Below are 26339 nucleotides of genomic sequence, written 5' to 3' on the forward strand. Positions count from 1 at the left end.
TTTATTTCTCTGCTAATGTTACTTCTAAACCATTATGATCAGAAATTATTGGATAATTATCATCATTAAATATAACAAAACTTTCTTTTACGTTCAATTTTCTATTTATAAATACATAATCCAATTTTTTCTGACACATAGAATCTTCCCAACCACTTATATTTTTATATACGGTAACTCCCCCATCTTTTTTCTCGGCTAATTCATATGTATCATATAATCCTTTATCAAGTATGTTTTTGTAATCATCTACTTGATGGAAATAATCCGTATTGAAATCTCCCATGAAAACTTTAAGATTTTTGTTATCTGTATAATTAACTAGGTTGCTAAGATTTTGATCTATGTCTTCTCCTTTACAAGTTGGCAAGTTCATATGACAACTGTAAAATTCTATGATCTCATTATTTACTTTAAGATCTACTTTTAATATTTTTCTTGATTCGATAGAAGTCACGGTTTGTTGTGCCGTACAGTAAAAGTCCTCTACGGCAACAACTTCACCTTTAGCTAATATCGCTAATCCTTCTTCGAATTTATCAAATCCAATGTGAGAGTAAGTCCAGTAATAACTGTAACCTTCTTCTCCATATTCTCTAATTTTATCTAACAACAATTTCCCGAAGTTATCTGTTTTTATCCCTTGTTGAACATCTTCACTATTAATCAATTGATTTACTTCTTGCATGGCAACCACGTCATAATTTTTTTCTACAATTACCTTTGCTAAAATATTTAATTTTTCTAGTTGATTTTCTTCTAACCAACTATGAACATTAATCGTTAATAGTTTCATCGTATGTTCCCCTTTATTTTTATTTATTCCAAATATCTTCATTATATTGAGCAATTGTACGGTCAGATGAGAAGAATCCTGCTTTCGCAATGTTCGTGATAACTTTCTTCATCCATAATTCACGGTCTTCGTAATCTGCTAACATTTCTTCTTTCTTGGCGTAATATTCCTCAAAGTCAATAAGTGTCATGAACCAGTCTTTGTTAAGAAGTTCATTATATAATCTCTCTAATCTTTCTTTATTTCCTAGTTTAACTATATCTTCAGAAACAATGAAATCAACTACTTCTTTAACACCATCTTTTTCATAGTATTCTTTAGAAACATATCCAGCAGTTTCGTAAAGTTTAATGATTTCATCACTTTCTTTACCGAAGATGTAGATATTTTCACGTCCAACTAGTTCGTCAATTTCCACGTTAGCTCCATCTAAAGTTCCTAGAGTTAGAGCTCCGTTTAACATGAATTTCATATTACCAGTTCCACTTGCTTCTTTAGAAGCTAATGAGATTTGTTCTGAAATATCAGTTGCTGGAATTAATTTTTCTGCAACACTTACGTTATAGTTTTCAACTAAGAATACATTTAAGTATTCGTTTACTTCTGGATCATTGTTAATTAATTCTGATAGACATAGAATTAAGTGAATGATATCTTGAGCTATAATGTAAGCTGGTGCTGCTTTACCACCAAAGAATACAGTAATTTTTCTTTCTGGTAATTTACCATTTTTAATATCTAAGTATTTTTTGATTACATATAAAGCGTTCATTTGTTGACGTTTATATTCGTGGAATCTCTTGATTTGAGTATCAATAATACTGTTTTCATCTAGTTCAATACCTTGAGTTTCTTTTAGATATTCTTTAAGAACTAGTTTATTCTCGTATTTAATTTCTTCTAATTTAGCTGCTACTTCTTTACTATCTACAAATGCTAATAGTTTTTCTAATTTAGTTGCATCTGTTAAGTACTCATCACCGATTAGGTCTTTTAAGTAAGCCGCTAATGATCTGTTAGAGAACTCTAACCAACGTCTGAATGTAATACCGTTAGTTTTGTTGTTAAATTTCTCTGGATATAATTCATAGAAGTGTTTTAACTCAGAGTTTTTAAGAATTTCAGTGTGTAGGTAAGCAACCCCGTTTACACTGTTAGAGAAGTGAATATCCATGTTTGCCATGTGTACTCTATCATCTTTATCGATGATTTGAACATCTTCACCTTCATATTTTTCTCTAATAACAGCATCTAATTGTTTGATGATTGTTACTAAGTGTGGTACCACTTCTTCTAAGTACGCTAATGGCCATTTTTCCAATGCCTCAGCTAAGATAGTGTGGTTTGTGTAACCAGTCATTTTTTGAACGATTGTATATGCTTCTTCAAATTCAATTCCGTGTTTTTCAGTTAATAAACGAATTAATTCAGGAATTACCATACTTGGGTGAGTATCATTAATTTGAACATATGCATATTCGTATAAGTCATGAACATTACTTCCTTTAGCAATAGCTTCATCTAAAATTAGTTGAGCTGCATTTGATACCATGAAGTATTGTTGGTAAATACGTAGTAATTCACCATTTTTATCACTATCATCTGGATATAAGAATAATGTTAAGTTTTTCTCAATTTCAGTTTTATCGAAACTAATACCATTTTCAATGATACTGCTATCTACTGATTCAATATCGAATAAGTTTAGGTAGTTTTTAGTATCTTTTTTGTATCCTAATACGTCAATTCTTTTTAGAGTTGAAGTTAGATTGAAGTTTTTGAACGGTACTGTGTATTTAACATCAGTATCTCTTAGCCATGAAGAATCTTCAATCCAGAAATTTGGCTCTGCGTGTTGTTCATTTTTTACAAATACTTGTCTGAATAATCCACAGTGGTAGTTTAATCCAACTCCATCACCATTGATTCCTAGTGATGAGATAGAATCGATGAAACAAGATGCTAAACGCCCAAGACCACCGTTACCTAGTGATGGTTCTAATTCTGCTTCTTCAACATCGCTAAGACGTTTATTAGCTGCATTTAATTCTTTTTCGATTTCTTCATAAATCCCTAAGTTAATTAGGTTGTTTGATAAAAGTTTACCAATTAAAAATTCTGCTGAAATGTAGTAAACTTTCTTTTTATCAGAGTTTAAAGCTTTTTTATCAGCTTGTTCTTTTACATAATTTAATAGTTGTATATATATTTCTTTGTTCTCTAAAGTACTTAGTTCTTTATTTGTATTATCTAATACATATTTACTAAATGACATTTTATACCCTCTCTCTTGAATATCTTACTGTAATGTTTCTTAAAAATTCTTTTCTCTCTTCTGTTAAATCTTCTTCAAGCATTCTCCACTCCCAGTTTCCTCCAACTGTTGATGGAACGTTCATTCTGCTTGTTGCATCTTTGTCTAATAAATCTTGCATTGTTACGATTGCGTAATCACTTACTGAAGAGTAGATTCCTCTAATCATTGCTTCAGTGATTGTTTCATCATCACGACAATTCAGGTATTCAGAAACTAGTTTCCTTTCTGATTCACTTAGTTTTTCATACCATCCATTAACTACATCATTATCGTGTGTTCCAGTGTAAGCAACACTGTTTTGTGTATAATGATGTGGACGATCTAAATTATCTTCTCCAGGGAAAGCAAATTGAAGAATTTTCATTCCTGGATATCCAGAATCATCTAATAATTTTTCTGCTTTAGCATCAATAAATCCTAGATTTTCTGCAACGATTGGTAAATCACCTAACTGTTCTTTAATTTTTTGGAATAATTCAATTCCTGGACCAGCTTCCCAAGTACCATTCACTGCATTTTCAGCATCTTTATCTATTTGCCAGAAATCAGAGAATCCTTTAAAGTGATCTATACGAAGTACATCATAGATTTTGAAACTCTCTTGCACTCGGTAAATCCACCATGAAAATCCTTGTTCTTTGTGTTTTTCCCAATCATAGATTGGATTACCCCAAAGTTGTCCAGTAGGACTGAAGTCATCTGCAGGACATCCAGCTACATAAAGTGGCTCATTGTTTTCATCAACTTTAAATAGTTCTGGCATAGTCCACATTTCAACACTATCAGCACTTACATAAATTGGCATATCTCCAATAATTTTAATTCCTTTTTCATTAGCATATTCTTTTAATGCTAACCATTGTTTAAAGAAGAAATATTGTGTTACTGTATAGTATCTTATGCTATCTTGAAGTTCTGTACGATATTTTTCACGTGCTGTTTCTTCACCTTTTTTAATATCTTCATCCCAGTGAATAAAGCTCTTATATCCAAAACTTTCTTTTATAGCCATATACTCAGCATAATCAGCTAACCAACTTGAATTCTCTGCTTCAAATTTTTCAATTTCAGCTAATACTTCACTATTTTTACTAGTATTAGCGACTGCTTTTTCTAAAATTGGTCTTCTTGCTTCGAATAATAATGCATAATCAACTTTTTCAGGGTTTTCTCCAAAGTTAACATTTGCATAATCACTTTCTTCAAGCAATCCATCTTCTTTTAATAATGAAAAATCAATTAAATTTAAGTTCCCTGCTACTGCTGAAAAACTTTGGTATGGTGAATCACCATAGCTAGTAGTTGTAAGTGGTAAAATTTGCCAATAAGTTTGTTTTGTTTCTTCTAAGAAATCAACAAAAGCATAAGCACTTTTACCAAATGTTCCTATACCAAATTTACCAGGTAATGATGTGATATGCATTAAAACACCACTTGAACGTTTTGTCATTCTATTTTCCTCCATTTTATTTTTAGCTTGTCTGTACAAAATAAGTTCTTATTAATCAACAATAATTATTATAATAAAACACTTACATTTTGTCAACACATTTATGTAATTCTTTTTATTTCATTATGTAACCTATACGTAAATGTTGAAAACACTGTGAAACTTTTATATATTTCTTGATTTTTAACCTCAGTACATTTATAATAATATAGATAAACTTTGAGAGGTTAATAGTAAATGAGTAAATACAAACAAGTCTACAGAGACTTAAAAGAAAAAATTGACACTCGAGTATATAAACGTAATACTGAATTACCGAGTGAAAATGAGCTAGTTAAGGAATACGGCTATTCTAAAGATACAATAAGAAAAGCCCTGTCTCTATTAGAAATTAATGGTTACATTCAAAAAATCAAAGGTAAGAACTCTTTAATCCTAGGGCATGGTAGGATTAAAAATAACTATCTAGGAAATATTAAAACTTCTTCTGAATTAAATATTGATGGAAAATATGAAATTAAAACTACCCTTCAGTCTCTTTATATTATTCAAGGAGATAAAAAAATTATGAATATTTTTGGAGCTAATGAAAACAATGATTTTTATAGAGTTAGCCGTAGCCGAATTATAAATGGCGAACGCCTTGAATATGAAGTGTCATATTTTGATCGTAAGCTTGTACCATTTATCAATAAAGAAATAGCTGAATCTTCTATCTACAAATATTTAGAAAAAGAATTAGGATTAAATATTACCCACTCTAGACGAGAGATTTCATTTAGATATGCAACCGAAGAAGAAAAACAACATATGGACTTAGGTGAATATAATATGGTGGCTGTTGTTGAAAGTATCACATATTTATCAAATGGAAATATACTACAATACGGAATACTTAGTTATAGACCTGACAAATTTACATTTGTAACTATGGCAAAAAGATAAAAACGATTCATAAATTACGATTTTATACAGATCAAATTTATAGAGTCGTTCTTTTTTACTTCTCAATTTATTAATCTTACTATTCAAATATTTTAAGTACGGTGACGGACAGTTTCATCTAACTTTAATTGTCATTTAGACAATTAAAGTGGATATTACACCTTGAAATTAAGCTTCAAATCTTAATTTCATCGATAGAACTTTTTAAAGTTCCATTTTCATCATTACAAAATATTTGAACAAAATTACTGATAACTAAAGATATTTATTTCATGTATTGATTAGTTTTTTTATTTTTCTTACTGTTTTGTAGTAGCTGAAGTAAAACACGGTTGTGTTTTACTGCGAGAAAATGAGACTACAGGCTCATTTTCTAACCGGAATATCCTTTTGAGATAGCAAAATATATGGAGGTGTCGCAAGCTACACTTAAAACAGTAAAAAGAAAAATATAAAAATTTCTAAGATATGGCATCCCTTCATATATTAAAAAAGCTGATAAAGGAATTCATCCTTCTATCAGCTTTTTATATTATTATTTTAATCTTTCTTCTAATTCTGCTTTCAAGTCTTCAAATCCTGGTTTTCCAAGAAGAGCAAACATATTTTTCTTATATGCTTCTACTCCTGGTTGGTCGAATGGATTCAATCCTTGCATATATCCAGAAATACCTACAGCTTTTTCGAAGAAGTATACTAAGTATCCAAAAGTAAACTCGCTCATATCAGGAAGTTCTACTACAAAGTTAGGTACTCCTCCATCTGTGTGAGCAAGAAGAGTTCCTTCAAATGCTTTAGTATTTACAAAGTCCATAGTTTTTCCAGCTAAATAGTTCAGTCCATCTAAGTTATTTTCAGCTTCTTTAAGTTCAATATCTTTATTTGGAGATTTAACTTTTAAGATAGTTTCAATTAGGATACGACGTCCCTCTTGAACATATTGCCCCATTGAGTGAAGATCAGTTGAGAAGCAAACACTTGATGGATATAATGCTTTTCCATCTTTACCTTCAGACTCACCGTAAAGCTGTTTCCACCATTCGTTGAAGTAAACCATCGATGGTTCGTAAGATACAAGAATTTCAATTAATTTACCTTTTTGTTGTAGTACGTTACGCATTACAGCATATTGGTAAGCAATGTTAGTACTTAAATCTGGTGAAGAAAGTTCATCTTGAGCTAATTTAGCTCCAGCCATCATTTTATCAATATCAATTCCACTTACAGCAATTGGAAGTAACCCTACCGCAGTAAGAACTGTGAAACGTCCACCGATATCATCAGGTACTACAAATGTTTCATATCCTTCATCATCAGCTAATGATTTTAATGCTCCACGAGCTTTATCAGTAGTAGCGAAAATTCTTTCTCTTGCTCCTTCTTTTCCATATTTTTCTTCAAGTAATTCTTTGAAGATACGGAATGCAATCGCAGGCTCAGTAGTTGTACCAGATTTAGAAATTACGTTTACAGAGAAGTCTTTTCCTGTAGTTTTTAAGTAATTTACTAATTCTTGAGTATAACTTGAAGAAATAGTATGACCTACAAAGAAGATTTGAGGAGTTTTTCTATCTTTTTCGTAGAAGTTATAGAAACTATCATTTAGCATTTCAATCGCTGCACGAGCTCCTAAGTAAGAACCACCTATTCCGATAACAACAAGTACATCAGAATTATCTTGAATTTTTTTACTAGCTTCTTTAATTCTAGCAAATTCTTCTTTATCATAGTTCGTTGGTAAATCAACCCATCCTAAGAAATCACTACCAATTCCAGTTTTATTGTGTAATTGATCGTGAGCAACTTTTACATAACCTTCCATATTTTTCACTTCTTGTTCGTTAAAGAAGTTTAGTGCTTTCGAATAATCAAATTTTAAGTGCATTTTTGTTCTCCTTATTTGTTTTCTCACCTTTTATTATAAATCATTGTTGGCTTATCGTCTATAATATAATCGTAAATTAATTCAGAAACTTTATCCGCATTGTGCCTAATCGTATTATTATCAACGATTCCAACGTCATTATTTTTTATTAATTTTATCCCCAACTCTTCAATTTTATCATGATCGATTTTGACCGGTTCTTGTTTTTCTTTGTGATATTTCGATAAAATACTATCATCAAATTCACGTGAATTAGCTATTACTAAGTCAAATATGTTCTCTTCAACATGTTTATTAATCGCAACGATATGATCTGAAACAGAATAATTATCTGTTTCCCCATGTTGAGTCATGACATTACAAACATATATTTTTTTTGCATTACTTTCTCTTATTTTTTCAGAGACTTTAGAGATTACAAGATTAGGAATTATAGAAGTATATAGACTTCCTGGTCCCATAATAATATAATCTGCCTCCTCTATTGCTTTAAGTACATCTTCATTAGGTTTAACTCTAGATGGTGTAATATAAACACTATCAATTACTCCTCCAGCTTCTGTAATTGAAGATTCACCTCTTATAATTTCTCCTGTTGATAATACCGCATTTAAAGTCGCAATATCATTAGTTGTTGGTAAAACAGTTCCACGTACATTAAGAATTCTACTCATTACTTTTACAGCTGTAGAAAAATCACCATGGATATCCGTCATAGCCGCTATCATTAAATTACCTACTGGATGTCCTTTAATTTCTCCACTATCAAAACGATATTGAAACATTTTTTCCAAATATGGCTCCACATCAGATAATGCAGCAATGACATTTCTTATATCTCCAGGAGAAGGAATATTCATATCACTTCTGATTTTTCCTGAACTTCCCCCATCGTCTGCTACCGTTACTACAGCTGTTATCTCTAGAGGATATTTCTTCAATCCTCTCAAAAGAACTGACAATCCAGTTCCCCCACCTATAGTAACTACTTTTACTTTAGCTCTCATCTTTTTACCTACCCTTATTAATATCTCTATGTTCCAAGTATACTCTATATCCTAATTTTGAAATATCTTCGTGCAACCTTCTTGCAATACTAACAGAACGGTGTTTCCCACCTGTACATCCTACCGCTATAGCAACCTTATCGCGACCTTCATATTGATATTTATCTACCATATATGTCATAAGGTTTAAATACTTGTCATAAAATTCTTGAGTCACTTCATCTTCAAAAACAAAGTCATAAACCTCACTGTCTTGACCTGTTTTTTCTCTTAGTTCCTTAACATAAAATGGATTTTTTAAAAAACGAACATCAACAATATTATCTGCATCTATTGGCACTCCATATTTATATCCAAAACTAGAGATTGTAATATGATAACTCTCTTTTTTCTCAATTCCAAAATCTTCTAATATTTTCTGTTTCAAATCTTTTACAGTTGTATTAGTAGTATCGTAGATATAATTTGCAATGCCTTTAATATCATTCATATCTTTTCTTTCCTGAGATATACCTTCAAGTAAGCTAAACTCAGACGATAATGGATGATTCTTTCTAGTTTCTTTATATCTATTAACCAATACTTGATCATCACTATCCAAAAATATTATTCTAACATCAAAATACTCGCTGTGTTGTATTTTTTTTAATAATTCTTTTAAATCGACAAAAATGTGTTTACTTCTTATATCAATACTTATTGCTGTTTTATCAATTTCTTTTTCTTCTATTATTCTTAAAAAATCCTCTACAACTAATCCAGGTAAATTATCCGTACAAAAGTACCCTTGGTTTTCAAAAATTTCTAATGCTGTATTTTTCCCTGCTCCACTTATTCCTGTAATTACAACTAATTTCTTCTTCATAGTTTCACATCCATCTTTATAATAATATACGTTTTATGGAATAATATATCCAGTTTAACAAAGAATAAATAAACTGCTCCATTCCTATATTGTACACCATTTCTATATTTTTGTGTAGTATTTTTAAACTTCTAAAAAAGAAACTACTGCAAGAAGCTATTCCTGCAGTAGTTTAAATACTAATTATCGAGTATTTCTATTCGTATTATTAGTGTTATTTGCACTATTATTGTTTCTTACTCCCGAAGTAGTAACATTTGTATTATTACTTCGTGATTGGTTATTATTCGAAGAGTTATTTTGATTACTGTTTGTATTATTATCGTCATCAGAATTATTATTACGATTATTATCGTCGTTTTTATTTTCACGTTCTTTTTCTTCTTGATTACGCCTATTCTGCTCTTCTATTTGACGACGTTCACTTTCTGTAATAACTTTAACTCCACCATTTATAGATCCGACGTTCCCTGGAACCGAGAATCCCTTAGCAGGATGTATTCGGACAATATTTTGCATATTAATTCGATACAATGCTTGCGTTCTTTGAGTATCAGCTTGAGTCATATACTTCGTCGGACCATCTATTGCGTCAAATCCCTGCCATACTGCCATCGTGTAATTACTAGTATATCCTACCGTCCAAGAATCTTTAGAATAGTTATTAATATCAAAACCATATTTTTGCGCTTCACCTTCCCCAAAGGTAGTCGTACCAGTTTTAACTGCCATATCAGCTCCACTAATACGAGCAAATGACGCTGTTCCGTTCACTACATTTCTAAGCATAGATGTCATAATATATGCGGTAGATTCTTTAATAACACGTTTTCTATCATCAGTACTGAAGCTTTTCACTTCAGTCCCCTCACTATCGTATACTTTCTTAATAGCTTTTGGTGTTGCATAATATCCTCCATTACTAAATGGAACATATGCTCCTGCCATTTGTAGTGGTGAAAAGCCATCCCCGCTTCCTCCAATTGGAGTTGTAATAGAATCATCTGTTATATTCATACCAACATTAGCTGCATATTGTTTTACCCTATTAAATCCAACTTCCTGATAAGTTTTAATAGCAGGTATATTATATGACCACACTAATGCATTATTAATCGTAATATTTCCATGGAATTGTCTATCCCAGTTTTGAATTTGTGAACCTTGAATCTTAGTATCATTAACCATATGGTCAGATCCCCAATTTAGATATTCAATTGCCGGTCCGTAGGCAAGAATTGGTTTAATTGATGAACCAGGCTGTAATTTAGCTTGAGTAGCAATATTGAATCCGTGGAACGTTTGTTTTTTACCACCATATAATGCAGCAATACCACTATTTTCATTGTTTAGTACTACCATCGCAACATTACTTGCTTGTTTTATGCCAGCATAGTTTGCATTGACACTCTCAGTTAAAGTGTCTTGAATTTTAGAATCAAAGTTTGTATAAATTTTAAGCCCTAAGTTTAAGACGTCACCTTCATAGTCTTTATATTCTTTACTATTTTTTAGTTCATTTACAATTTGATTCATATAAGAAGTATATTTTGAATCAAATTCACTTGATAATAATACACGTTCACTTTCATCACGCTGTATTATCCCTGATAAAACGTCAGTTTTTTGGGCAGTTTGTGAATCAGCTTCTGAAATTTTCCCATGATATTGCATTAAGTAAAGCACCGTATCACGACGAGCTTTAGCCGCTTCTGGATTATCATAAGGGTTATACGTATTAGGGTGTTGAGGCATACCTGCTAAAAGAGCCATTTGTGGAAGAGTAAGTTGATTTAATTCTTTTCCGTAATAATATTTAGCAGCTGTTTTAAGCCCATAAACTCCATCAGAATAATAGATTCTGTTTACATACATTGTAAATATTGACTCTTTATCATAGTTTTGTTCAAGCTTATATGCTAAATACGCTTCTTGAACTTTACGCTTAACGCTCTTATTGTCATCAAGGAAGGTTCTCTTGATTAACTGTTGAGAAATAGTTGATGCCCCTTGCGAACCAAAACCACTAGTTAAGTTCGATACAACAGCTCCTACTAAACGTCTAAAGTCAACCGCACCATGTTCAAAGAATCTATTATCCTCAGTTGCTAAAATAGCATCTTGCATTTTCTGCGGTATATCTGCCGTCTCTAGATTTTCACCAATCTGATTTCCCAGTTTTGCTACCTCATTATTATTCGCATCATAAACAATTGTTCTTGAATTATTATCTAAAATCTTCGAATCAAAAGCTGGTGCTTGGTATATCCAAAACACACATAATAAGAATAGTGATATAATAGCAACACTCGCTACATACAATCCATATCTTAAAATCTTCAACCACAATTTTTTATTACCTTTTTTAAAATTTGGACTACTTATTCTTTTTAGTCCCATCGGTCTTCTCGGACCTCCTGTACCATTACCGTTAGCACCCTGTTGAGAATTCCTTTGTTGTAATTGTGGTAATCCTTGTCTTTTATTTGTACCTTGAGGTCTTTGTGGGGAAGTAGGACGATTTTGCCCTTGTCGTCCTCTTCTCATAATTTCTTCATTTGTTAACGGCCTTCTTGGTTGCCCATTATTTGTTGGATTAGTATTTCCTCTAGATATATATCCACCTGGCATAACACTCTTTCTTTCTTGAGAGTGTCTATCTTTTCTTGATAACCGATTGTTATTATTTTCTGCCATAGCATATCCTCTCTTTATATATTTTTAAACTTTCTCTTTATTCATATTTATTTTACGCAATAAAATGTTACAATATACTACATTAATTTTAATGTATATTGAAAAAAAAATCAATTTACTTTGTAAATATTAACTATTATTTAACAAGATTGTAATATAAACAAAGATTTTAAAATTATACACTTACTAGTTAATATTAAACTAAAACAATTTACTATTATTCTTCAAATTTTATTATAATATAAAAAAAGAGTGACTCAAAAATCATGTTTTCTTATGAAATAAGATTTTGTTGAGTCACCCCTTTATTATATATCTAAAAAGCTTTTATAAAGCAAATTTAGATATCAATAAACCACTGCATCTATGAGGAATCATATACACTTTATTAAAATTTAGGACTTTTGGATCAGCCTCCCGTTATCGAAAAATCTATTTATTTGTTGCTGCTTCAACATTTTTTATAGCTGCTTTTGCTGCCGCAATTCTGGCAATAATTACCCTATATGGTGAACATGATACATATCCTAATCCTATTTTAGAACATAATAATATCGATTTTTCATCTCCACCATGTTCTCCACAAATTCCAAACTTAATACCCGGTTTCGTAGTTTTTGCTTTTTCAACTGCAAGTTTCATAAGTTCTAGTACTCCGCTATCATCAAGATGAACAAATGGATCTGATTCTAATATATTTTTTTTCTTATAAATATCAATGAATTTTTCAGCATCATCTCTAGAGTAACCGAATGTTAATTGAGTTAAGTCATTAGTACCGAAACTGAAGAAATCTGCATGTTCTGCAATCTTATCAGCAATCAGACAAGCTCGCGGAATTTCAATCATCGTTCCTACTTTGTATTTGAAATCTGCGTTATACAATTGAATTTCCTTTTCCACAAGTTCAACGATTTGTTCATGTAACACTGCAAGCTCTTTTTCTAATCCTACTAAAGGAATCATAATTTCAACATTTACATCAATACCTTCTTTACGAGCTCTAATAGCTGCTGAACTAATAGCTTTCGCCTGCATTAAGTAAATTTCTGGATATGTAATACCTAGTCGACAACCGCGATGTCCCATCATAGGATTGAATTCTGCAATACTAGCTATTTTCGTTTCTAATTGATTAACACTTACACCTATTTCCTCGGCAATAAGTTTAACCGTATTTTCATCTTTTGGTAAGAATTCATGAAGCGGTGGATCTAATAATCTTATATTTACAGATTTACCTTGAGCTTCTTTAAAAATCTTGTAGAAATCTTCACTTTGAATAGGTTGTAATCTGTCTAAAAATCTAATTCTTTCATTAGTGTCGCTTGCTAAAATCATTTTTCTAACCAGACTAATTCTATCTTCTTCAAAGAACATATGCTCTGTTCTACATAATCCTATTCCTTCAGCTCCAAACTCAAAAGCAACTTTAGCGTCAGTTTCATTATCTGCATTTGCTAGTACTTTAAGTTCTCTAATTCCATCAGCCCATCCTAAAAGTTTATTGAATCTGACACTAAATCTAGCATCAACTTTATCTACTTCACCAAGATACACTTTACCACTACTTCCATCAACTGAGATTATATCACCTTCATACAATGTTACTCCAGCAATTTTTAGCGTTTTTTCAGCATAATTTATAATCATGTTTTGGCAGCCGCAGACACAACATTTACCCATTCCTCTTGCTACTACAGCAGCATGTGACGTCATACCTCCACGTAAAGTTACAATAGCCTCCGAGCTAATCATACCTTCAATATCTTCTGGAGAAGTTTCTTCCCTTACTAAAATGACAGATTTTGTTTTTGCCGCTTCTACAGCTTCCTGTGCTGTGAAATAAATACCCCCAACCGCTGCTCCAGGCGATGCTGCTAAGCCTTGAGTTAATTGTTTGGCTTCTTTTAATGATTTTTCCTCAAATGCAGCATGAAGAAGTTTATTAATTTCCTCTGTTCCTACTCTTAGAATCGCCTCTTCTTTAGAAATTACACCTTTTTCTGCTAGTGATACCGCAACTTCAACTACTGCATTCGGTGTTCTTTTGGCGTTTCTTGTTTGAAGAATATATAATTTTCCATCTTCAATAGTAAACTCGATATCTTGCATATCTTTATAGTGTTGTTCTAATTTTTTAGAAATTCCAACAAATTCTTTATATAAATGTGGCATATCATCTTTTAAGATACTAATATTTTTAGGTGTTCTTATACCTGCTACAACATCTTCCCCTTGTGCATTAATTAGATATTCACCGAAAAGTTCATCCTCTCCAGTTACAGGATTTCTACTAAATGAAACTCCAGTACCACAATTATCTCCCATATTACCAAACACCATAGCTTGAATATTTACAGCAGTACCAAGTTTATCACTAATATTGTGCAATCTTCTATAAACTTTAGCACGATTATTATTCCATGATTTAAAAACAGCTTCAATAGCCAGCATAAGCTGCTCTTTTACACTCATAGGAAACTCTCGACCTACTTCTTTTTTATAAATTTCCTTAAACTCTTCTACAATATTGAATAAATCTTTCTCATTTAATTCACTATCTTGCTCGTAGCCATTAGTATTTTTAACTCTAGTTAAAACTTCCTCAAACTTATACTTCTCAACATCCATAACGACATCTGAGAACATTTGAATAAATCTTCTATAACTATCATAAGCAAAACGATAATTATTATTCTTCTTAGCCAATGCGATAGTTGTTTCATCGTTTAATCCAAGATTTAAAATTGTATCCATCATACCTGGCATAGAAAATACTGCATCACTACGAACAGACACTAATAAAGGATTATCTATACTTCCTAATTTTTTTCCACTGTTTTTTTCTAAAATCTCAAGTTGTTCATTTATTTGTTTTAGTATTTCAGGTTTAATTCTCTCCCCATTTTCATAATAACTATTACAACTTTCTGTAGTAATAGTGAAACCAGGTGGAACACTTATTCCTAAACCTCTCATTTCCGCAAGGTTTGCTCCTTTTCCACCTAATAAAGATTTCATATCTTTATTTCCTTCACTGAAATTATAAACATATTTTTTTGACATTTTAAAATCCCCCTATAAAATTTTATAACTCTATAAAATTTCGTTTTATATTATTTTGTTTAAACCTATAAACTTCTTTCTCTCATTATCCCAATAATTAATTCAGCAGTCTCCTCTACAGCTTTATTCTGAACATCTATTATTGGACATCCTAATCTTTCCATAATTTCTAATGCATATTCTAACTCTTCAAATATTTGCGCCTCATCTGTATAATCCGTTTCCCCGGCTACTCCTAAAGTTTTTAATCTTTCTCCCCTCAACTTATTAAGTTGTTCTACTGAATTTGTTAAACCAATAATTTTTCTTTTTACTTCATATAGTTGCTCTGGTAGTATTAATCCTTGTACAATAGGAACATTCATAACCTTAATATTTCTATTTGCTAAGTACAAACTTAAAGGAGTTTTAGAAGTTCTTGATACCCCTAGAATAATAATATCAGCCTCTTTAAGACCATTGATATCTTTACCGTCATCATACTTTACAGCAAACTCCAATGCATCAATTCTTTTAAAGTACTCTTCCCCCATCTTCCTATTTAAACCAGGATTACCTTCAGCTTTTACTCCTAATTTTTCTTCAAAAGTACTAAGCATTTCATTTAATAGATCTATAACTTTTATATTTTTTTCTAACCCTTTTTCTTTTACATAGCTTGCTAAAGCATCATCAACTAATGTTTGTACAATTACATCTCCCTCATTTATATTGGATATAATACAATCTATTTTTTCTTTTGTACAAACATTTGAGTTTTTAAGTACTTTATACTTCTTATTCTCATAAGAAAACTGCACAAGCGCTGCATCAACCACATCCTTTGCAGTATTCCCTATAGAATCTGAAATTATATGTACAGTTAACATATTACCCCTCCAATATCTCCAATAATAACTTAATTAATGTAGTTTTCGATATTTTTCCAACAATTACCTTCCCACCATTCTCCTCTCTTACGACAGGTAAGCAATCTATTTCATGTAAAATTAACTTTCTTAGTGCATCACTTACCAAATCATCTTCGTATATAAAAATTACATTCGGCACGCGAGTCATTGCAAGTACTATAGGGAGATTTTGCCCATCAGCATTTCTTGATAATTTCAGCATATCTTTTCTAGACGTAACACCCACAAGATGATTATTTTCATCAACTATAAAAATAGTTCCTACATCATAGATAAATAATTTCGATAATACATCCGAGAAATTCGCTGTACTTTTAGCAGTAATCGCTATCCCCATAACATCTTTTACCAATTTATTCTTTATTTCTTCACGTTGTTCTCCTGGTGAAAAGTTATAATTATAATAATATCCAACATTTGGCTTTGCTTCCAAAATCTCAAGCATTCCTAAGACTGCTAAGTCATTTCTTAGAGTAGATTTTCCTAATGATAATTTTTCTGCTATTTCATCACTTGTAATAGGTTCAAAATTCTTTACTATTTCAATTATAGCTTTATGTCTCTCTGTAAGTTTCATTTTTCCTCCTTCTTGTACTATATTTTTAATTATACAATATATTACACATTAATTCAACCATTACTATTAATTAATGTGTAATATTTGCGAGTTATGTAATATATTTTTCTAATAAAACATCCATTATACGTGAGATTAATTCTATTTATTAACAAATTATTAAAATAGAGTTACCCGGTGTCTATATTTATTTAAATTTAAATATTTATGTGTTATAATTAATCTAATAATAAATTGAGGGGAAAAATTGTATGTCAAAATTATCAAAACTATTTGCAATCGGTACAGGAATAGCCGTTGCTAACTATTATTCAAAAAATCCAAATAAAGTTGAAGAACACACTGAGTACGTTAAGAAAAAATCTAAAGATTACTATGGTTACACACGTTGCATGATTCGCTACACTAAGAAAAATGGTGTTGAAGAAGCGGCAATCTATCTTTACAACGACTTAATAAAAAATCTTAAAAAAGCTAAAGACGCTTTAGAAAATAAATACAATGATGCTGTTGATTATGGTAAAGAATTATCTACTAACGTAGCAGACATTAAAGGACATGTATCTAACGTAAAAGAATACACTGCAGAGGTTAAAGAAAATCTAGGTGATGCAAAAAAAATCGTTGAAGATCTTAAACCTTCTATTGAATCTTATGCAGAAAAAGCAAAAGAATCTTTTGAAAAAATTAAAGATCAAGTTGCCAACATCAAAAAAGACGTAGATGAATCACACGTTCAAGAAAAAGTTGAAGATTTTGCTAATAAATCATCTGAAACTTTGGAATCTGTTAAAGAACGAGTTGAAGAAGAAGTACTAAATAACACTCCTGAACAAAAAGAAGAAAAATAATATAACTAGGATTTAAGATGAATCTACTATCACTAAATACTCTTCCTAATACAGGCGAAGCAGTTAAAAATTATGGTGCATACATTGGTATAATCATAATAATCGCCGTAATTTTCTTCCTAATCTGGAGAAAAAAGAATAATAAAGATGATTAAAAGGGAGTGACTCAAAAATCGTGATTTCATAGAAATCGATTTTTGAGAGTCATCCCCACACAGTTTATTAGATATCTAAAAAGCTTTCATAAAGCGAATTTAGATATCAATAAACCACTGCGTCTATGAATTCTCATATACACTTTGTTAAAATTTAGGTCTTTTGAGTCGCTCTCTTTTTACATAAATTAAGATAGTGATTCGAAAATCATATCGATTTTCAAATCACTGTCTTCTTCTTTTATACTATTTTAAATTATCTAATGCAGCTATTCTCTCTTTAACACTATCATATTGTTCTTGATAAGTTGCTTGTTTTTCTTTTTCTTTAGCTACAACCGCCTCTGGAGCAGAACCGACAAATTTTTCATTAGAAAGTTTTTTATTTACTCTATCTAATTCTTGTTGTAATTTTTCTAATTCTTTTCCTAGACGTTCTTTTTCTTTATCTACATCGATTAAATCACTTAATGAAACATAGATTTCAGCACCTGGTAAGATACGGCTAATGTCAGTTTCGCTTGCTTCTACTTCGCGTTCGATAATAAGTTCGCTAGGACGAGCAAATTTTTCTAAATACGCACTACCGCTTAATAGTACTTCTTTTACGTTATCTTGTGAGTATTTAATTTTAATAGGAATCTCACGAGACATAGGAGCATTTACTTCACTACGAATATTACGTACTGCTGTAATTACATCTTGGATGAATTGCATATCTTCAGTTTCTTTTTCAAATACTAGACTTGCATCAACTTTAGCAAATTCACTAGTTACAATACTATCTCCTGTGTGAGGAATATGTTGCCAGATTTCTTCAGTTACGAATGGCATAAACGGATGTAACATTTTTAGAGAAGCATCAAGTACATATACTAAAATAGATTTAGTAGTTTTCTTAGCAGCTTCATCTTCACCATTTAATGAAATCTTAGCAATTTCAATATACCATGAACAGAATTCTTCCCATACGAAGTTGTAAAGAATACGGCTTGCTTCACCAAACTCATATTTTTCAAATAATCTTTCGAAGTCTTCAATAGTTTTAGCAAGTTTTGTTAAGATATATTTATCAGCTAATGTTTTTTCTCCAGTTAAATCAATATCACTATATTCAAAACCTTCAAGGTTCATAATTACGAAACGAGAAGCATTCCAAATTTTATTGATATAGTTCCAGCTTGCTTCAATTTTCTCAGTTGAATAACGTAAGTCTTGACCTGGTGTTGAGTTAGTAGCTAAGAAGTAACGTAAGCTATCAGCTCCGTATTGTTCGATTACTTCCATCGGATCTACACCATTACCAAGTGATTTACTCATCTTACGACCTTGTTCATCACGTACTAAACCGTGGATTAAACAATCTTCAAATGGACGAGTTCCTGTAAATTCTAATCCTTGGAATACCATACGAGCAACCCAGAAGAAGATGATGTCATATCCAGTAACTAGACAGCTATTTGGATAGTAACGTTTGAAATCTTCGCTTTCTAAATCTGGCCATCCTAATGTAGAGAATGGGAATAATGCTGAAGAGTACCAAGTATCAAGAACGTCTTCATCTTGAACATAGTTTTCAATATCTTTTGGTGGATTTACATCAACATAAACTTCACCAGTTTCTTTGTGATACCATGCTGGAATACGGTGTCCCCACCATAATTGACGAGAAATACACCAGTCTTGGATATTTTCCATCCAAGTATTTAAAGTATTTTCAAAACGAGGTGGATAGAAGTTAACTTTTCTATCTGCATCTTTTTGATTTTCTAAAACTTTATCAGCAAGAGGCTTCATGTCAACAAACCATTGTTTAGAAAGGTATGGTTCAACAACAGCACCACTACGCTCAGAGTGTCCTACTGAGTGAAGGTGTTTTTCAATCTTGAAACATACTCCACTTTCTTGTAAATCAGCAATAAGAGCTTTACGACATTCAAAACGATCCATACCGTTATACTTATCAGCGTGTTCATTCATAACAGCACCTTCATCCATAACGATAATACGTTCTAAGTTATGACGTTCACCTACTTCAAAGTCATTTGGATCATGAGCAGGAGTAATTTTAACTACCCCACTTCCGAAATCTTTTTCTACATATTCATCTGCAATAACAGGAATCTCTTTGTTTGTTACTGGTAAAAGAACTGTTTTACCAATATATTTTTGATATCTTTCATCTTCAGGATGAACAGCAACCGCAGTATCTCCGAATAGAGTTTCAGGACGAGTAGTTGCTACTTCTAGATAGTCTCCACTTCCATCAGCTAAGAAATACTTAAGGTGATAGAATGCACCTTCTACATCTTTGTGAATTACTTCGATGTTAGATAATGCAGTTCTTTGAACTGGATCCCAGTTGATAATTTTCTCACCACGATAGATTGTACCATTGTTATAATGATCTACGAAAATTTTAGTTACTGCTTTGTTTAATCCTTCATCTAATGTAAATCTTTCTCTTGAATAGTCTAAACCTAATCCAAGTTTAGCCCATTGTGCACGAATATATCCAGCATATTCTTCTTTCCATTCCCATGCACGCTCTAAGAATTTTTCACGACCTAAGTCATAACGACTTAATCCTTCTTCACGCATTTTAGCTTCTACTTTAGCTTGTGTAGAAATACCAGCGTGGTCCATTCCTGGAAGATAAAGTACGTCAAATCCTTTAAGACGTTTGTAACGTGTTAACATATCTTGTAAAGTTGTATCCCAAGCATGCCCAATGTGTAATTTACCAGTTACGTTTGGTGGTGGAATTACGATTGTGTATGGATTCTTTTTACTTTTATTATCAGCTTTAAAAACTTCTTTTTCCAACCACCAGTTGTAGCGATTATTTTCTACTTCGGTCGGATTATATTTTGTAGACATTTCAGTCATGACTGTTCCTCCTAAATTTTTATTTTATTATTAATTATTTTTACTTTTACTAGTTATATTGATGATATTTTTTCTAGGTAAAAAAAATAACCTCCATCCTTACATAAGGACGAAAGTTTCCGTGGTACCACCTTTATTCTAATTATACAAATTAGCACTTAATAAGATTAACGCTCTAACCACGTTTAAAGCTACTTACTTTCACTCTAAATGCTCACCGTCTACTTCAAAGTCCTGCCTAGGAGAAATCTCTCAACCACTGATTTCTTTTCTGTATCCTACGGTACGCAAGAACTTCTACTTATCGGCTCATCGCATATATTTTATAATTAAAATATGTTTAATATAATAACACACTTTTTTTTATAATGCAAGTGAAATAAAAACTTTATTAGTATAGTGGGTATGAATCTATTAATTTCTACGTCACCTACTTTTTATATTTTTGACATCCTAAAGAAATAATAGTATAATATCTTTAGATTAGAGGAGGTGCTAATATGCCAAACATTAAATCAAGTACAGATTTACGTAATAATTACAATGAAATCTCTTCGTTTTGTCATGAGACAGGTGAACCAATCTTTATTACCAAAAATGGTCGTGGAGATCTTGCTGTTATGAGTATTGATTTATTCAATAAATTCATGGGAAGATACGAACTATATCAACTTTTAGAACAAAGTGAATCTGATTTTACAAACGGTCGTACCCTTACTTTTGATGATTCCATGAAAAGTTTGAGAGGGGAACTAGAAAATGGAACATTATAAAATACTTGTTTCTGAAACCTATCACAAAGATCTAAAAGATATAATCCATTATATTTATCACAATTTAGATGCACCACTTACTGCATCTGCCTTACTTGACGAGATAGAATCTACTGTTTCTACTCTATCTACCATACCTCTCCGCTATGGATTAGTTGATGATGCCTATCTACGCCGTAAAGAATTTAGAAAATGCCTTGTTAGGAATTACATTATTTTCTATAAAGTGAACAAAGAAAATAAAACTGTACTGATTCACCGAATTCTTCATGCAAGACAAAAATGGATTGATATACTATAAAAAACATTTCATATAAATACAAAAAAGTACTTCAATGACTAGAAATCTAATTCTATCATCGAAGTACTTTTTTAAATATTAATCTTCTTTTCTATTTTTCCATGCTGTGGCGTTATCTATTTTAATTGGTAAATTATCTAAATAGAACTCTGGATCTTTTCCTTGTTTATGTTGTTTTACATAGTCTTTTAATACTACATAAACTACACCAGAAAGACCGATAATCGCGATTAAGTTCAGTAAACTCATGATACCCATTGTTACATCGGCAAGTCCCCAAACTAAGTTTAAGTCCATGATACTTCCTACATATACGAAGATACATACGATAACACGATAAACATTCACAGCCCATTTTTTAGGAAGTAAGTATTGGATGTTTGTTTCTCCGTAGTAGTAATTACCAATTACAGAACTATATCCGAATAAGAAAATAGCTACGATTAAGAAAATTGTTCCAATGCTTCCTACTTGTGAAGTTAAGGCAGCTTGTGTAAGTTGAATCCCTTGTAACTTATCAGCACCATATTCAACACCAGGATATAGTAAGATTAAGAATGCTGTTGCTGTACATACTAAACATGTATCGAAGTAAACTCCTAGAGTTTGGATAAATCCTTGTTTAGCTGGGTGAGTACTATCAGCTGTTGCCGCTGCATTAGGAGTTGATCCTAAACCCGCTTCGTTAGTGAACATACCACGTTTAATCCCTAAAAGAATTGATGTCCCCATACCGATCACTCCACCACCTACTTGTTCAAGACCAAATGCTGATCTAACGATTTGAACAAGAACGCCAGGTAGTTTATCAATATTAATAACCATAATAACTAATACGATAAATAAATACGCCACTGCCATTACTGGTACTAACCATTGAGTAATTTTAACAACTTTTGTTACACCACCAAAGATTACGAAAATTGTAAGAATTAATAAAGCAATCCCTGCGATATGAGTATTTACATTATAAACTTGTAAAGCCTGTGCAATAGTATTAGTTTGAACCGAGTTAAATGCTATACCATAAGTTACTGAAATAACAATAGCGAACAGTACACCCATCCATTTTTGCCCAAGACCTTTTTCCATATAGTAAGCAGGTCCACCGCGATAAACACCTTTTTTATCACGAACTTTATACACTTGGGCTAATGTTGATTCTGCAAATGATGAAGCTCCTCCAAATAATGCCATTACCCACATCCAAAATACTGATCCAGGTCCACCCATTGCAATCGCAATAGCAACCCCTGCAATTGTCCCAGTACCTACTCGTGATGCAGCTGAGATTGTGAAGGCTTGGAAAGCCGAAACCCCTTTTTGTTCACCATCTTCACCTACTTTAGGCTTTTCAGTAATAAGTCTGAACATTTCTTTAATATAAGTAAATTGAACAAACTTCGTACTAAATGTAAAATAAATACCAGACACCATTACTAACCCAATTAGGAAATAAGTCCACATAAAGTCGTTAACGGTAGTTAATAATTCTAAAAATTTATCCATTAAGAGTCAACTCCTCATTTAATTTATTTTATTACGTCTATTATTATACTTTAAAAATATCATACTTAGGAATATACGTTAGAAAATCTAACACACTCTAATAGGTAATAAACAATTCTTCTCATATTTACAAAAAATACACCGAGAAATTTTAAAATCTCACATAAAAAATCTAGATGATTTAAACATCATATCTAAATCACCTAGATTCCCTAGTTTATACATATTCAATTCTATTTATTTCTTCATTATGATTCATTGAATAATCACTGAATCCATTATTCATATTAGGAACTACTAATCTTCTACCTCGAGCTTTTAAAATAGCATTTATTTCATAACTATTTAAAGTCCTATAATCTAACTTCTCCTGAAGTACATATTCTCCACTTCTAATTCTAGCTCTAATGTCTGTCGCAGCAACAAAATAGACAACCATAAAGACAATAGAGAATATTAACTGACCTACTGAAAAAATATTCGCTAAGGTAGTGTTCCCCTGGAAAATAAATGTACTAAACATAGATAAAACTGTTAATCCAGCTTGGATATACAATACTATTCTTCTATCTTTCGTATCAAATATTGGTAAATACGTAATAAATAACAGAATAAAATTAAACACTGAGATTATTAATCCACCAATTATTAACACAGCAAGACCTAAAATCAGTGTCGTTGCAAAATTTTCAAAAAATTTATCACCTGTAATTGGTAAGTTAATTAATGCCAATACGAATCCTCCTATGACTGCCATAGGAATCGCGAAAGTTATTATATAGGCAACTCCCCAATTTCTCTTCCAAACACGTCCTTTATATTCTTTATAAATTCTATAAGTATTATAAAATGGTATAAAAGCAAGTCCTGGACTAACCCCAAGTATATCAAACATAATTTTTGAAAATATAGCTGTAATAATATATCCAAAAAGTAATACAATAAACGACACAATTAAAACTATAACCCCTATTTGATTTATCATATGCTCATCAATATTATTAACCATAAATAATTCCTCCTCTTATTCTACATCATAAAATTCGTCTAACACATAAGTTGTTACGGGTTTAACATATAATTCATATTTAGCTACTAAATCAGCAATGACATCACCATCAATTAAAGTTATTGTTCTAGTCCCCTGGCGAGACGCTTCTATAGCAGCTTTTGAGAATCTTGATGTTGTGATAAATATACCAAATTCAGCATTATATTTATCCATTGCCCCTCTAAACTTATCTATTTCTGGAGAAGGCACATTCCCTTCCCATCTTTTAGCCTGAATAGCAACTCTAGCAGTTCGAAAATCATCACTTGTTATATATCCAAACCCATCTAATCCACCATCATTAGATACTTGAATACCTATCTTTTCATCCATTTCAACATTCATCATAGAAACAAGTTTTCTTGCGAACATCTCAAATTTTGCTGGACTGAATTTTTTTAATTTCTCAATTAGCTCGTCTCGCCATTGATCTTCTACAATTTCTTTCTCATCGAACGTAATTACCTCTTCAATATCAACGACTTCTTTTTTCTGTTTAATTTCTTTATTAATCTTTTTGTAAATAGCAGAAAAGTTTAAAACTTCAAGGTTAGCCTCTCGTCCTTTATCTGTAAGAGTGTATATTTTATTTTCTTTCTTTAAAAATTCCGCTCTTTCTAAATAATTCAAACTAAAATTAATAAAAAACTCAAAAGGTGAATACTCATTATTACTCTTTTCTGATATACGACGAAAATCAATATATTCTTCAGTTATAACTTCAGAATTCTTTCTAAAATACTCTACTATCGCTCTTTTTGTATCACTTCCCCCTTTCTTTCTAAGTGCAATAATTATTTCTTTAGAAATAACATTATCTTTCTGACTAGTTGTCATTTTAAATATATTCACAAATTCTCCCTCCTTTATTTCCTTCACCTTTATTATACTAAAAATCCTTATAAATTAATAGCAAAAAAAAGAATGAAATTGTCTGAAAATACAACCTCATCCTTTACAATTATTTATGATAACTTGCGCCTGTTATTATACGGTAAGCTCTATACACTTGTTCAAGTAAAACAACACGCATCATCTGGTGTGGAAACGTCATTCTACTAAACGATAATGCAAAATCACTACGTTTTTTCACACTATCAGAAAGACCATAACTCCCACCGATTACCAATGCTACATCACTCTTACCTGTAAGCATTAAATTATCAATTTTTGATGCAAATTCTTCACTTGATAAATTCTTACCTAAAATTTCCAAAGTAATAACATATTGATGGTCTTTAATTTTTGATAATATGTTATTCCCTTCTTTTTCCATCGCAAGAGCTATTTCTGAATCATTTTCTACCTTTACTTTTTCATCAGAAATTTCAATAGTATTTAACTTAATATATGCTCCAAGACGTTTTTCATATTCTTTTATAGCATCTCTATAAAATTTTTCCTTAACTTTACCTACACAAATCAAAGTTACTTTCATCAGAACCTCTTTCTATCTACACATCTTTACCAAGAACAAATTTCTCAATAGCATAAGCGAAACCATCTTCATCATTTGACTTAGAAATAAAATTCGCCGCTTCTTTTAAAGTAGGATTAGCATTATCAACTGCAACTCCCATACCAGCAAACTCAATCATGCTTAAATCATTAAGTCCATCACCTAATGCCATTACATTTTCATTTGTTAAACCAAGTTTTTTACATAATGAATCTAATGATACTCCTTTAGAAATACCCTTATCGTTAATCTCGATAAAGAACGGTTTAGACATAGCAACCTCATACTCATCACCTAATTCAAGCGCAAGTTTATCTTTCACTGTAACAGCTTCATCAGGATGTTTAAGAATTATTACCTTAGCTGCACCTTCCTTAATATCATCTTTCATATTTTTACTAATTACTAATTCCGCACTTACTAAACCAGACTCAATTCGTGCATATTCATTATCACGATTCGTAAGAACTTTCCCACCTTGGTAAGTAAGAATATCACAATCATTCTCTAAAGCAACATCTATTAAGAACTTAATTCTCTCAGGAGATAAAAACTTCTCATAGATCACTTCATTCGTTTTAAGATTAGCAATTCTAGCCCCATTAAATGAAAGTAAGTAGTTATCATAACTATCCAGTTGTAAATCTTCTACTATACTCATCATTCCAAAATCAGGTCTACCTGATGCTAAAATAACTTTAATATCTTGTTTCTTACACTCTTCAATTACTTCTCTATTTTTCTTAGAAATCTCACGATCACTATTTAATAATGTATCATCAATATCTGTAACAACTAATTTTATCATACAAAAGCTCCTTTAGTAGATTTC

General features: G+C 31.4%; 21 protein-coding genes and 1 other annotated feature. Of the genes, 5 read left to right on the top strand and 16 right to left on the bottom strand.

Going from position 1 to position 26339, the window contains the following annotated elements; translation table 11 throughout:
• Position 1 precedes the first annotated feature (1 nt).
• Genes RWQ74_RS00695 through malQ form a run of 3 tightly spaced genes read right to left on the bottom strand, consistent with a single transcriptional unit; the run spans position 2 to position 4563 of the window.
• Positions 2-838, bottom strand: coding sequence for an endonuclease/exonuclease/phosphatase family protein (locus RWQ74_RS00695; RefSeq protein ID WP_314395857.1), 837 nt, complete (start codon positions 836-838; stop codon positions 2-4).
• Positions 816-3071, bottom strand: a complete 2256-nt coding sequence (gene glgP / locus RWQ74_RS00700) for a glycogen/starch/alpha-glucan family phosphorylase (RefSeq protein ID WP_314395859.1) — start codon at positions 3069-3071, stop codon at positions 816-818. Before glgP ends, RWQ74_RS00695 begins: the two co-directional genes overlap by 23 nt.
• 1 nt (position 3072) lies before the next feature.
• Positions 3073-4563: a 4-alpha-glucanotransferase gene (gene malQ / locus RWQ74_RS00705; RefSeq protein ID WP_314395861.1), complete on the bottom strand. Its 1491-nt coding sequence runs from the start codon at positions 4561-4563 to the stop codon at positions 3073-3075.
• A 237-nt stretch (positions 4564-4800) separates the two neighbouring features.
• On the opposite strand from malQ, the gene RWQ74_RS00710 reads away from it, so the two are divergent.
• Positions 4801-5508 carry a UTRA domain-containing protein gene (locus RWQ74_RS00710; protein ID WP_314395863.1) on the top strand — a complete coding sequence of 236 codons (708 nt, stop codon included), beginning with the start codon at positions 4801-4803 and terminating at the stop codon, positions 5506-5508.
• A 535-nt stretch (positions 5509-6043) separates the two neighbouring features.
• On the opposite strand, the gene RWQ74_RS00715 is transcribed toward RWQ74_RS00710, so the two are convergent.
• The 7 genes from RWQ74_RS00715 to RWQ74_RS00745 form a co-directional block, all read right to left on the bottom strand.
• The gene (locus tag RWQ74_RS00715) at positions 6044-7393 is read right to left on the bottom strand and encodes a glucose-6-phosphate isomerase (protein WP_314395865.1); all 1350 of its coding nucleotides are present in this window, start codon (positions 7391-7393) and stop codon (positions 6044-6046) included.
• Positions 7394-7416: 23 nt separating this feature from the next.
• Positions 7417-8400, bottom strand: a complete 984-nt coding sequence (locus tag RWQ74_RS00720; protein WP_314395867.1) for a YvcK family protein — start codon at positions 8398-8400, stop codon at positions 7417-7419.
• A 4-nt stretch (positions 8401-8404) separates the two neighbouring features.
• Positions 8405-9265: an RNase adapter RapZ gene (gene rapZ, locus RWQ74_RS00725; protein ID WP_314395869.1), complete on the bottom strand. Its 861-nt coding sequence runs from the start codon at positions 9263-9265 to the stop codon at positions 8405-8407.
• Between the two features lie 183 nt (positions 9266-9448).
• Positions 9449-11962 (bottom strand): transglycosylase domain-containing protein, encoded by a 2514-nt coding sequence (locus RWQ74_RS00730; RefSeq protein WP_314395872.1) that lies wholly within the window; start codon positions 11960-11962, stop codon positions 9449-9451.
• 432 nt (positions 11963-12394) lie between these two features.
• A complete protein-coding gene (gene ppdK, locus RWQ74_RS00735; RefSeq protein WP_314395874.1) occupies positions 12395-15031 on the bottom strand; it encodes a pyruvate, phosphate dikinase in 2637 nt (878 codons plus the stop codon).
• A 65-nt stretch (positions 15032-15096) separates the two neighbouring features.
• Positions 15097-15900: a pyruvate, water dikinase regulatory protein gene (locus tag RWQ74_RS00740; protein ID WP_314395876.1), complete on the bottom strand. Its 804-nt coding sequence runs from the start codon at positions 15898-15900 to the stop codon at positions 15097-15099.
• 1 nt (position 15901) lies between these two features.
• The gene (locus tag RWQ74_RS00745) at positions 15902-16519 is read right to left on the bottom strand and encodes a CBS domain-containing protein (RefSeq protein WP_314395878.1); all 618 of its coding nucleotides are present in this window, start codon (positions 16517-16519) and stop codon (positions 15902-15904) included.
• Positions 16520-16770: 251 nt separating this feature from the next.
• Between RWQ74_RS00745 and RWQ74_RS00750 the strand changes: the two genes are divergently transcribed.
• Together RWQ74_RS00750 and RWQ74_RS00755 are read left to right on the top strand one after the other, a co-directional pair.
• Positions 16771-17370: a hypothetical protein gene (locus RWQ74_RS00750; RefSeq protein ID WP_314395880.1), complete on the top strand. Its 600-nt coding sequence runs from the start codon at positions 16771-16773 to the stop codon at positions 17368-17370.
• 17 nt (positions 17371-17387) lie between these two features.
• Positions 17388-17525, top strand: coding sequence for an LPXTG cell wall anchor domain-containing protein (locus RWQ74_RS00755; protein ID WP_003145131.1), 138 nt, complete (start codon positions 17388-17390; stop codon positions 17523-17525).
• A gap of 246 nt (positions 17526-17771) precedes the next feature.
• On the opposite strand, the gene RWQ74_RS00760 is transcribed toward RWQ74_RS00755, so the two are convergent.
• Positions 17772-20414, bottom strand: coding sequence for a valine--tRNA ligase (locus RWQ74_RS00760; RefSeq protein WP_314395883.1), 2643 nt, complete (start codon positions 20412-20414; stop codon positions 17772-17774).
• A gap of 102 nt (positions 20415-20516) precedes the next feature.
• Positions 20517-20736, bottom strand: a binding site (T-box leader).
• A 178-nt stretch (positions 20737-20914) separates the two neighbouring features.
• Here RWQ74_RS00760 and RWQ74_RS00765 point away from each other — a divergent pair.
• Both RWQ74_RS00765 and RWQ74_RS00770 read left to right on the top strand, forming a co-directional pair.
• Positions 20915-21187 (top strand): type II toxin-antitoxin system Phd/YefM family antitoxin, encoded by a 273-nt coding sequence (locus tag RWQ74_RS00765; RefSeq protein WP_314395885.1) that lies wholly within the window; start codon positions 20915-20917, stop codon positions 21185-21187.
• Complete coding sequence (locus RWQ74_RS00770; protein WP_314395887.1) at positions 21174-21488, top strand: type II toxin-antitoxin system RelE/ParE family toxin; 315 nt, start codon at positions 21174-21176, stop codon at positions 21486-21488. The genes RWQ74_RS00765 and RWQ74_RS00770 overlap by 14 nt, the downstream gene beginning before the upstream one ends.
• Positions 21489-21566: 78 nt before the next feature.
• Here RWQ74_RS00770 and RWQ74_RS00775 read toward each other — a convergent pair whose 3' ends face one another.
• The 5 genes from RWQ74_RS00775 to RWQ74_RS00795 form a co-directional block, all read right to left on the bottom strand.
• Complete coding sequence (locus RWQ74_RS00775; protein ID WP_314395889.1) at positions 21567-22997, bottom strand: sodium:alanine symporter family protein; 1431 nt, start codon at positions 22995-22997, stop codon at positions 21567-21569.
• Between the two features lie 217 nt (positions 22998-23214).
• Positions 23215-24006: a hypothetical protein gene (locus tag RWQ74_RS00780; protein WP_314395891.1), complete on the bottom strand. Its 792-nt coding sequence runs from the start codon at positions 24004-24006 to the stop codon at positions 23215-23217.
• Positions 24007-24021: 15 nt separating this feature from the next.
• On the bottom strand, positions 24022-24900 hold the full coding sequence (locus RWQ74_RS00785; protein WP_314395893.1) for a restriction endonuclease: 879 nt from the start codon (positions 24898-24900) through the stop codon (positions 24022-24024).
• Between the two features lie 109 nt (positions 24901-25009).
• On the bottom strand, positions 25010-25486 hold the full coding sequence (rlmH, locus tag RWQ74_RS00790; protein WP_314395895.1) for a 23S rRNA (pseudouridine(1915)-N(3))-methyltransferase RlmH: 477 nt from the start codon (positions 25484-25486) through the stop codon (positions 25010-25012).
• Between the two features lie 16 nt (positions 25487-25502).
• Complete coding sequence (locus tag RWQ74_RS00795; protein WP_314395897.1) at positions 25503-26315, bottom strand: Cof-type HAD-IIB family hydrolase; 813 nt, start codon at positions 26313-26315, stop codon at positions 25503-25505.
• Positions 26316-26339 lie beyond the last annotated feature (24 nt).

The sequence above is a fragment of the uncultured Gemella sp. genome (genome assembly GCF_963525165.1).
Lineage (GTDB): Bacteria > Bacillota > Bacilli > Staphylococcales > Gemellaceae > Gemella.

Bases quoted from the DNA above. Each gene is read 5' to 3' on its own strand.
- RWQ74_RS00695 (WP_314395857.1), bottom strand. From the start codon at position 838: ATGAAGATATTTGGAATAAATAAAAATAAAGGGGAACATACGATGAAA.
- glgP (WP_314395859.1), bottom strand. From the start codon at position 3,071: ATGTCATTTAGTAAATATGTATTAGATAATACAAATAAAGAACTAAGT.
- malQ (WP_314395861.1), bottom strand. From the start codon at position 4,563: ATGACAAAACGTTCAAGTGGTGTTTTAATGCATATCACATCATTACCT.
- RWQ74_RS00710 (WP_314395863.1), top strand. From the start codon at position 4,801: ATGAGTAAATACAAACAAGTCTACAGAGACTTAAAAGAAAAAATTGAC.
- RWQ74_RS00715 (WP_314395865.1), bottom strand. From the start codon at position 7,393: ATGCACTTAAAATTTGATTATTCGAAAGCACTAAACTTCTTTAACGAA.
- RWQ74_RS00720 (WP_314395867.1), bottom strand. From the start codon at position 8,400: ATGAGAGCTAAAGTAAAAGTAGTTACTATAGGTGGGGGAACTGGATTG.
- rapZ (WP_314395869.1), bottom strand. From the start codon at position 9,265: ATGAAGAAGAAATTAGTTGTAATTACAGGAATAAGTGGAGCAGGGAAA.
- RWQ74_RS00730 (WP_314395872.1), bottom strand. From the start codon at position 11,962: ATGGCAGAAAATAATAACAATCGGTTATCAAGAAAAGATAGACACTCT.
- ppdK (WP_314395874.1), bottom strand. From the start codon at position 15,031: ATGTCAAAAAAATATGTTTATAATTTCAGTGAAGGAAATAAAGATATG.
- RWQ74_RS00740 (WP_314395876.1), bottom strand. From the start codon at position 15,900: ATGTTAACTGTACATATAATTTCAGATTCTATAGGGAATACTGCAAAG.
- RWQ74_RS00745 (WP_314395878.1), bottom strand. From the start codon at position 16,519: ATGAAACTTACAGAGAGACATAAAGCTATAATTGAAATAGTAAAGAAT.
- RWQ74_RS00750 (WP_314395880.1), top strand. From the start codon at position 16,771: ATGTCAAAATTATCAAAACTATTTGCAATCGGTACAGGAATAGCCGTT.
- RWQ74_RS00755 (WP_003145131.1), top strand. From the start codon at position 17,388: ATGAATCTACTATCACTAAATACTCTTCCTAATACAGGCGAAGCAGTT.
- RWQ74_RS00760 (WP_314395883.1), bottom strand. From the start codon at position 20,414: ATGACTGAAATGTCTACAAAATATAATCCGACCGAAGTAGAAAATAAT.
- RWQ74_RS00765 (WP_314395885.1), top strand. From the start codon at position 20,915: ATGCCAAACATTAAATCAAGTACAGATTTACGTAATAATTACAATGAA.
- RWQ74_RS00770 (WP_314395887.1), top strand. From the start codon at position 21,174: ATGGAACATTATAAAATACTTGTTTCTGAAACCTATCACAAAGATCTA.
- RWQ74_RS00775 (WP_314395889.1), bottom strand. From the start codon at position 22,997: ATGGATAAATTTTTAGAATTATTAACTACCGTTAACGACTTTATGTGG.
- RWQ74_RS00780 (WP_314395891.1), bottom strand. From the start codon at position 24,006: ATGGTTAATAATATTGATGAGCATATGATAAATCAAATAGGGGTTATA.
- rlmH (WP_314395895.1), bottom strand. From the start codon at position 25,486: ATGAAAGTAACTTTGATTTGTGTAGGTAAAGTTAAGGAAAAATTTTAT.
- RWQ74_RS00795 (WP_314395897.1), bottom strand. From the start codon at position 26,315: ATGATAAAATTAGTTGTTACAGATATTGATGATACATTATTAAATAGT.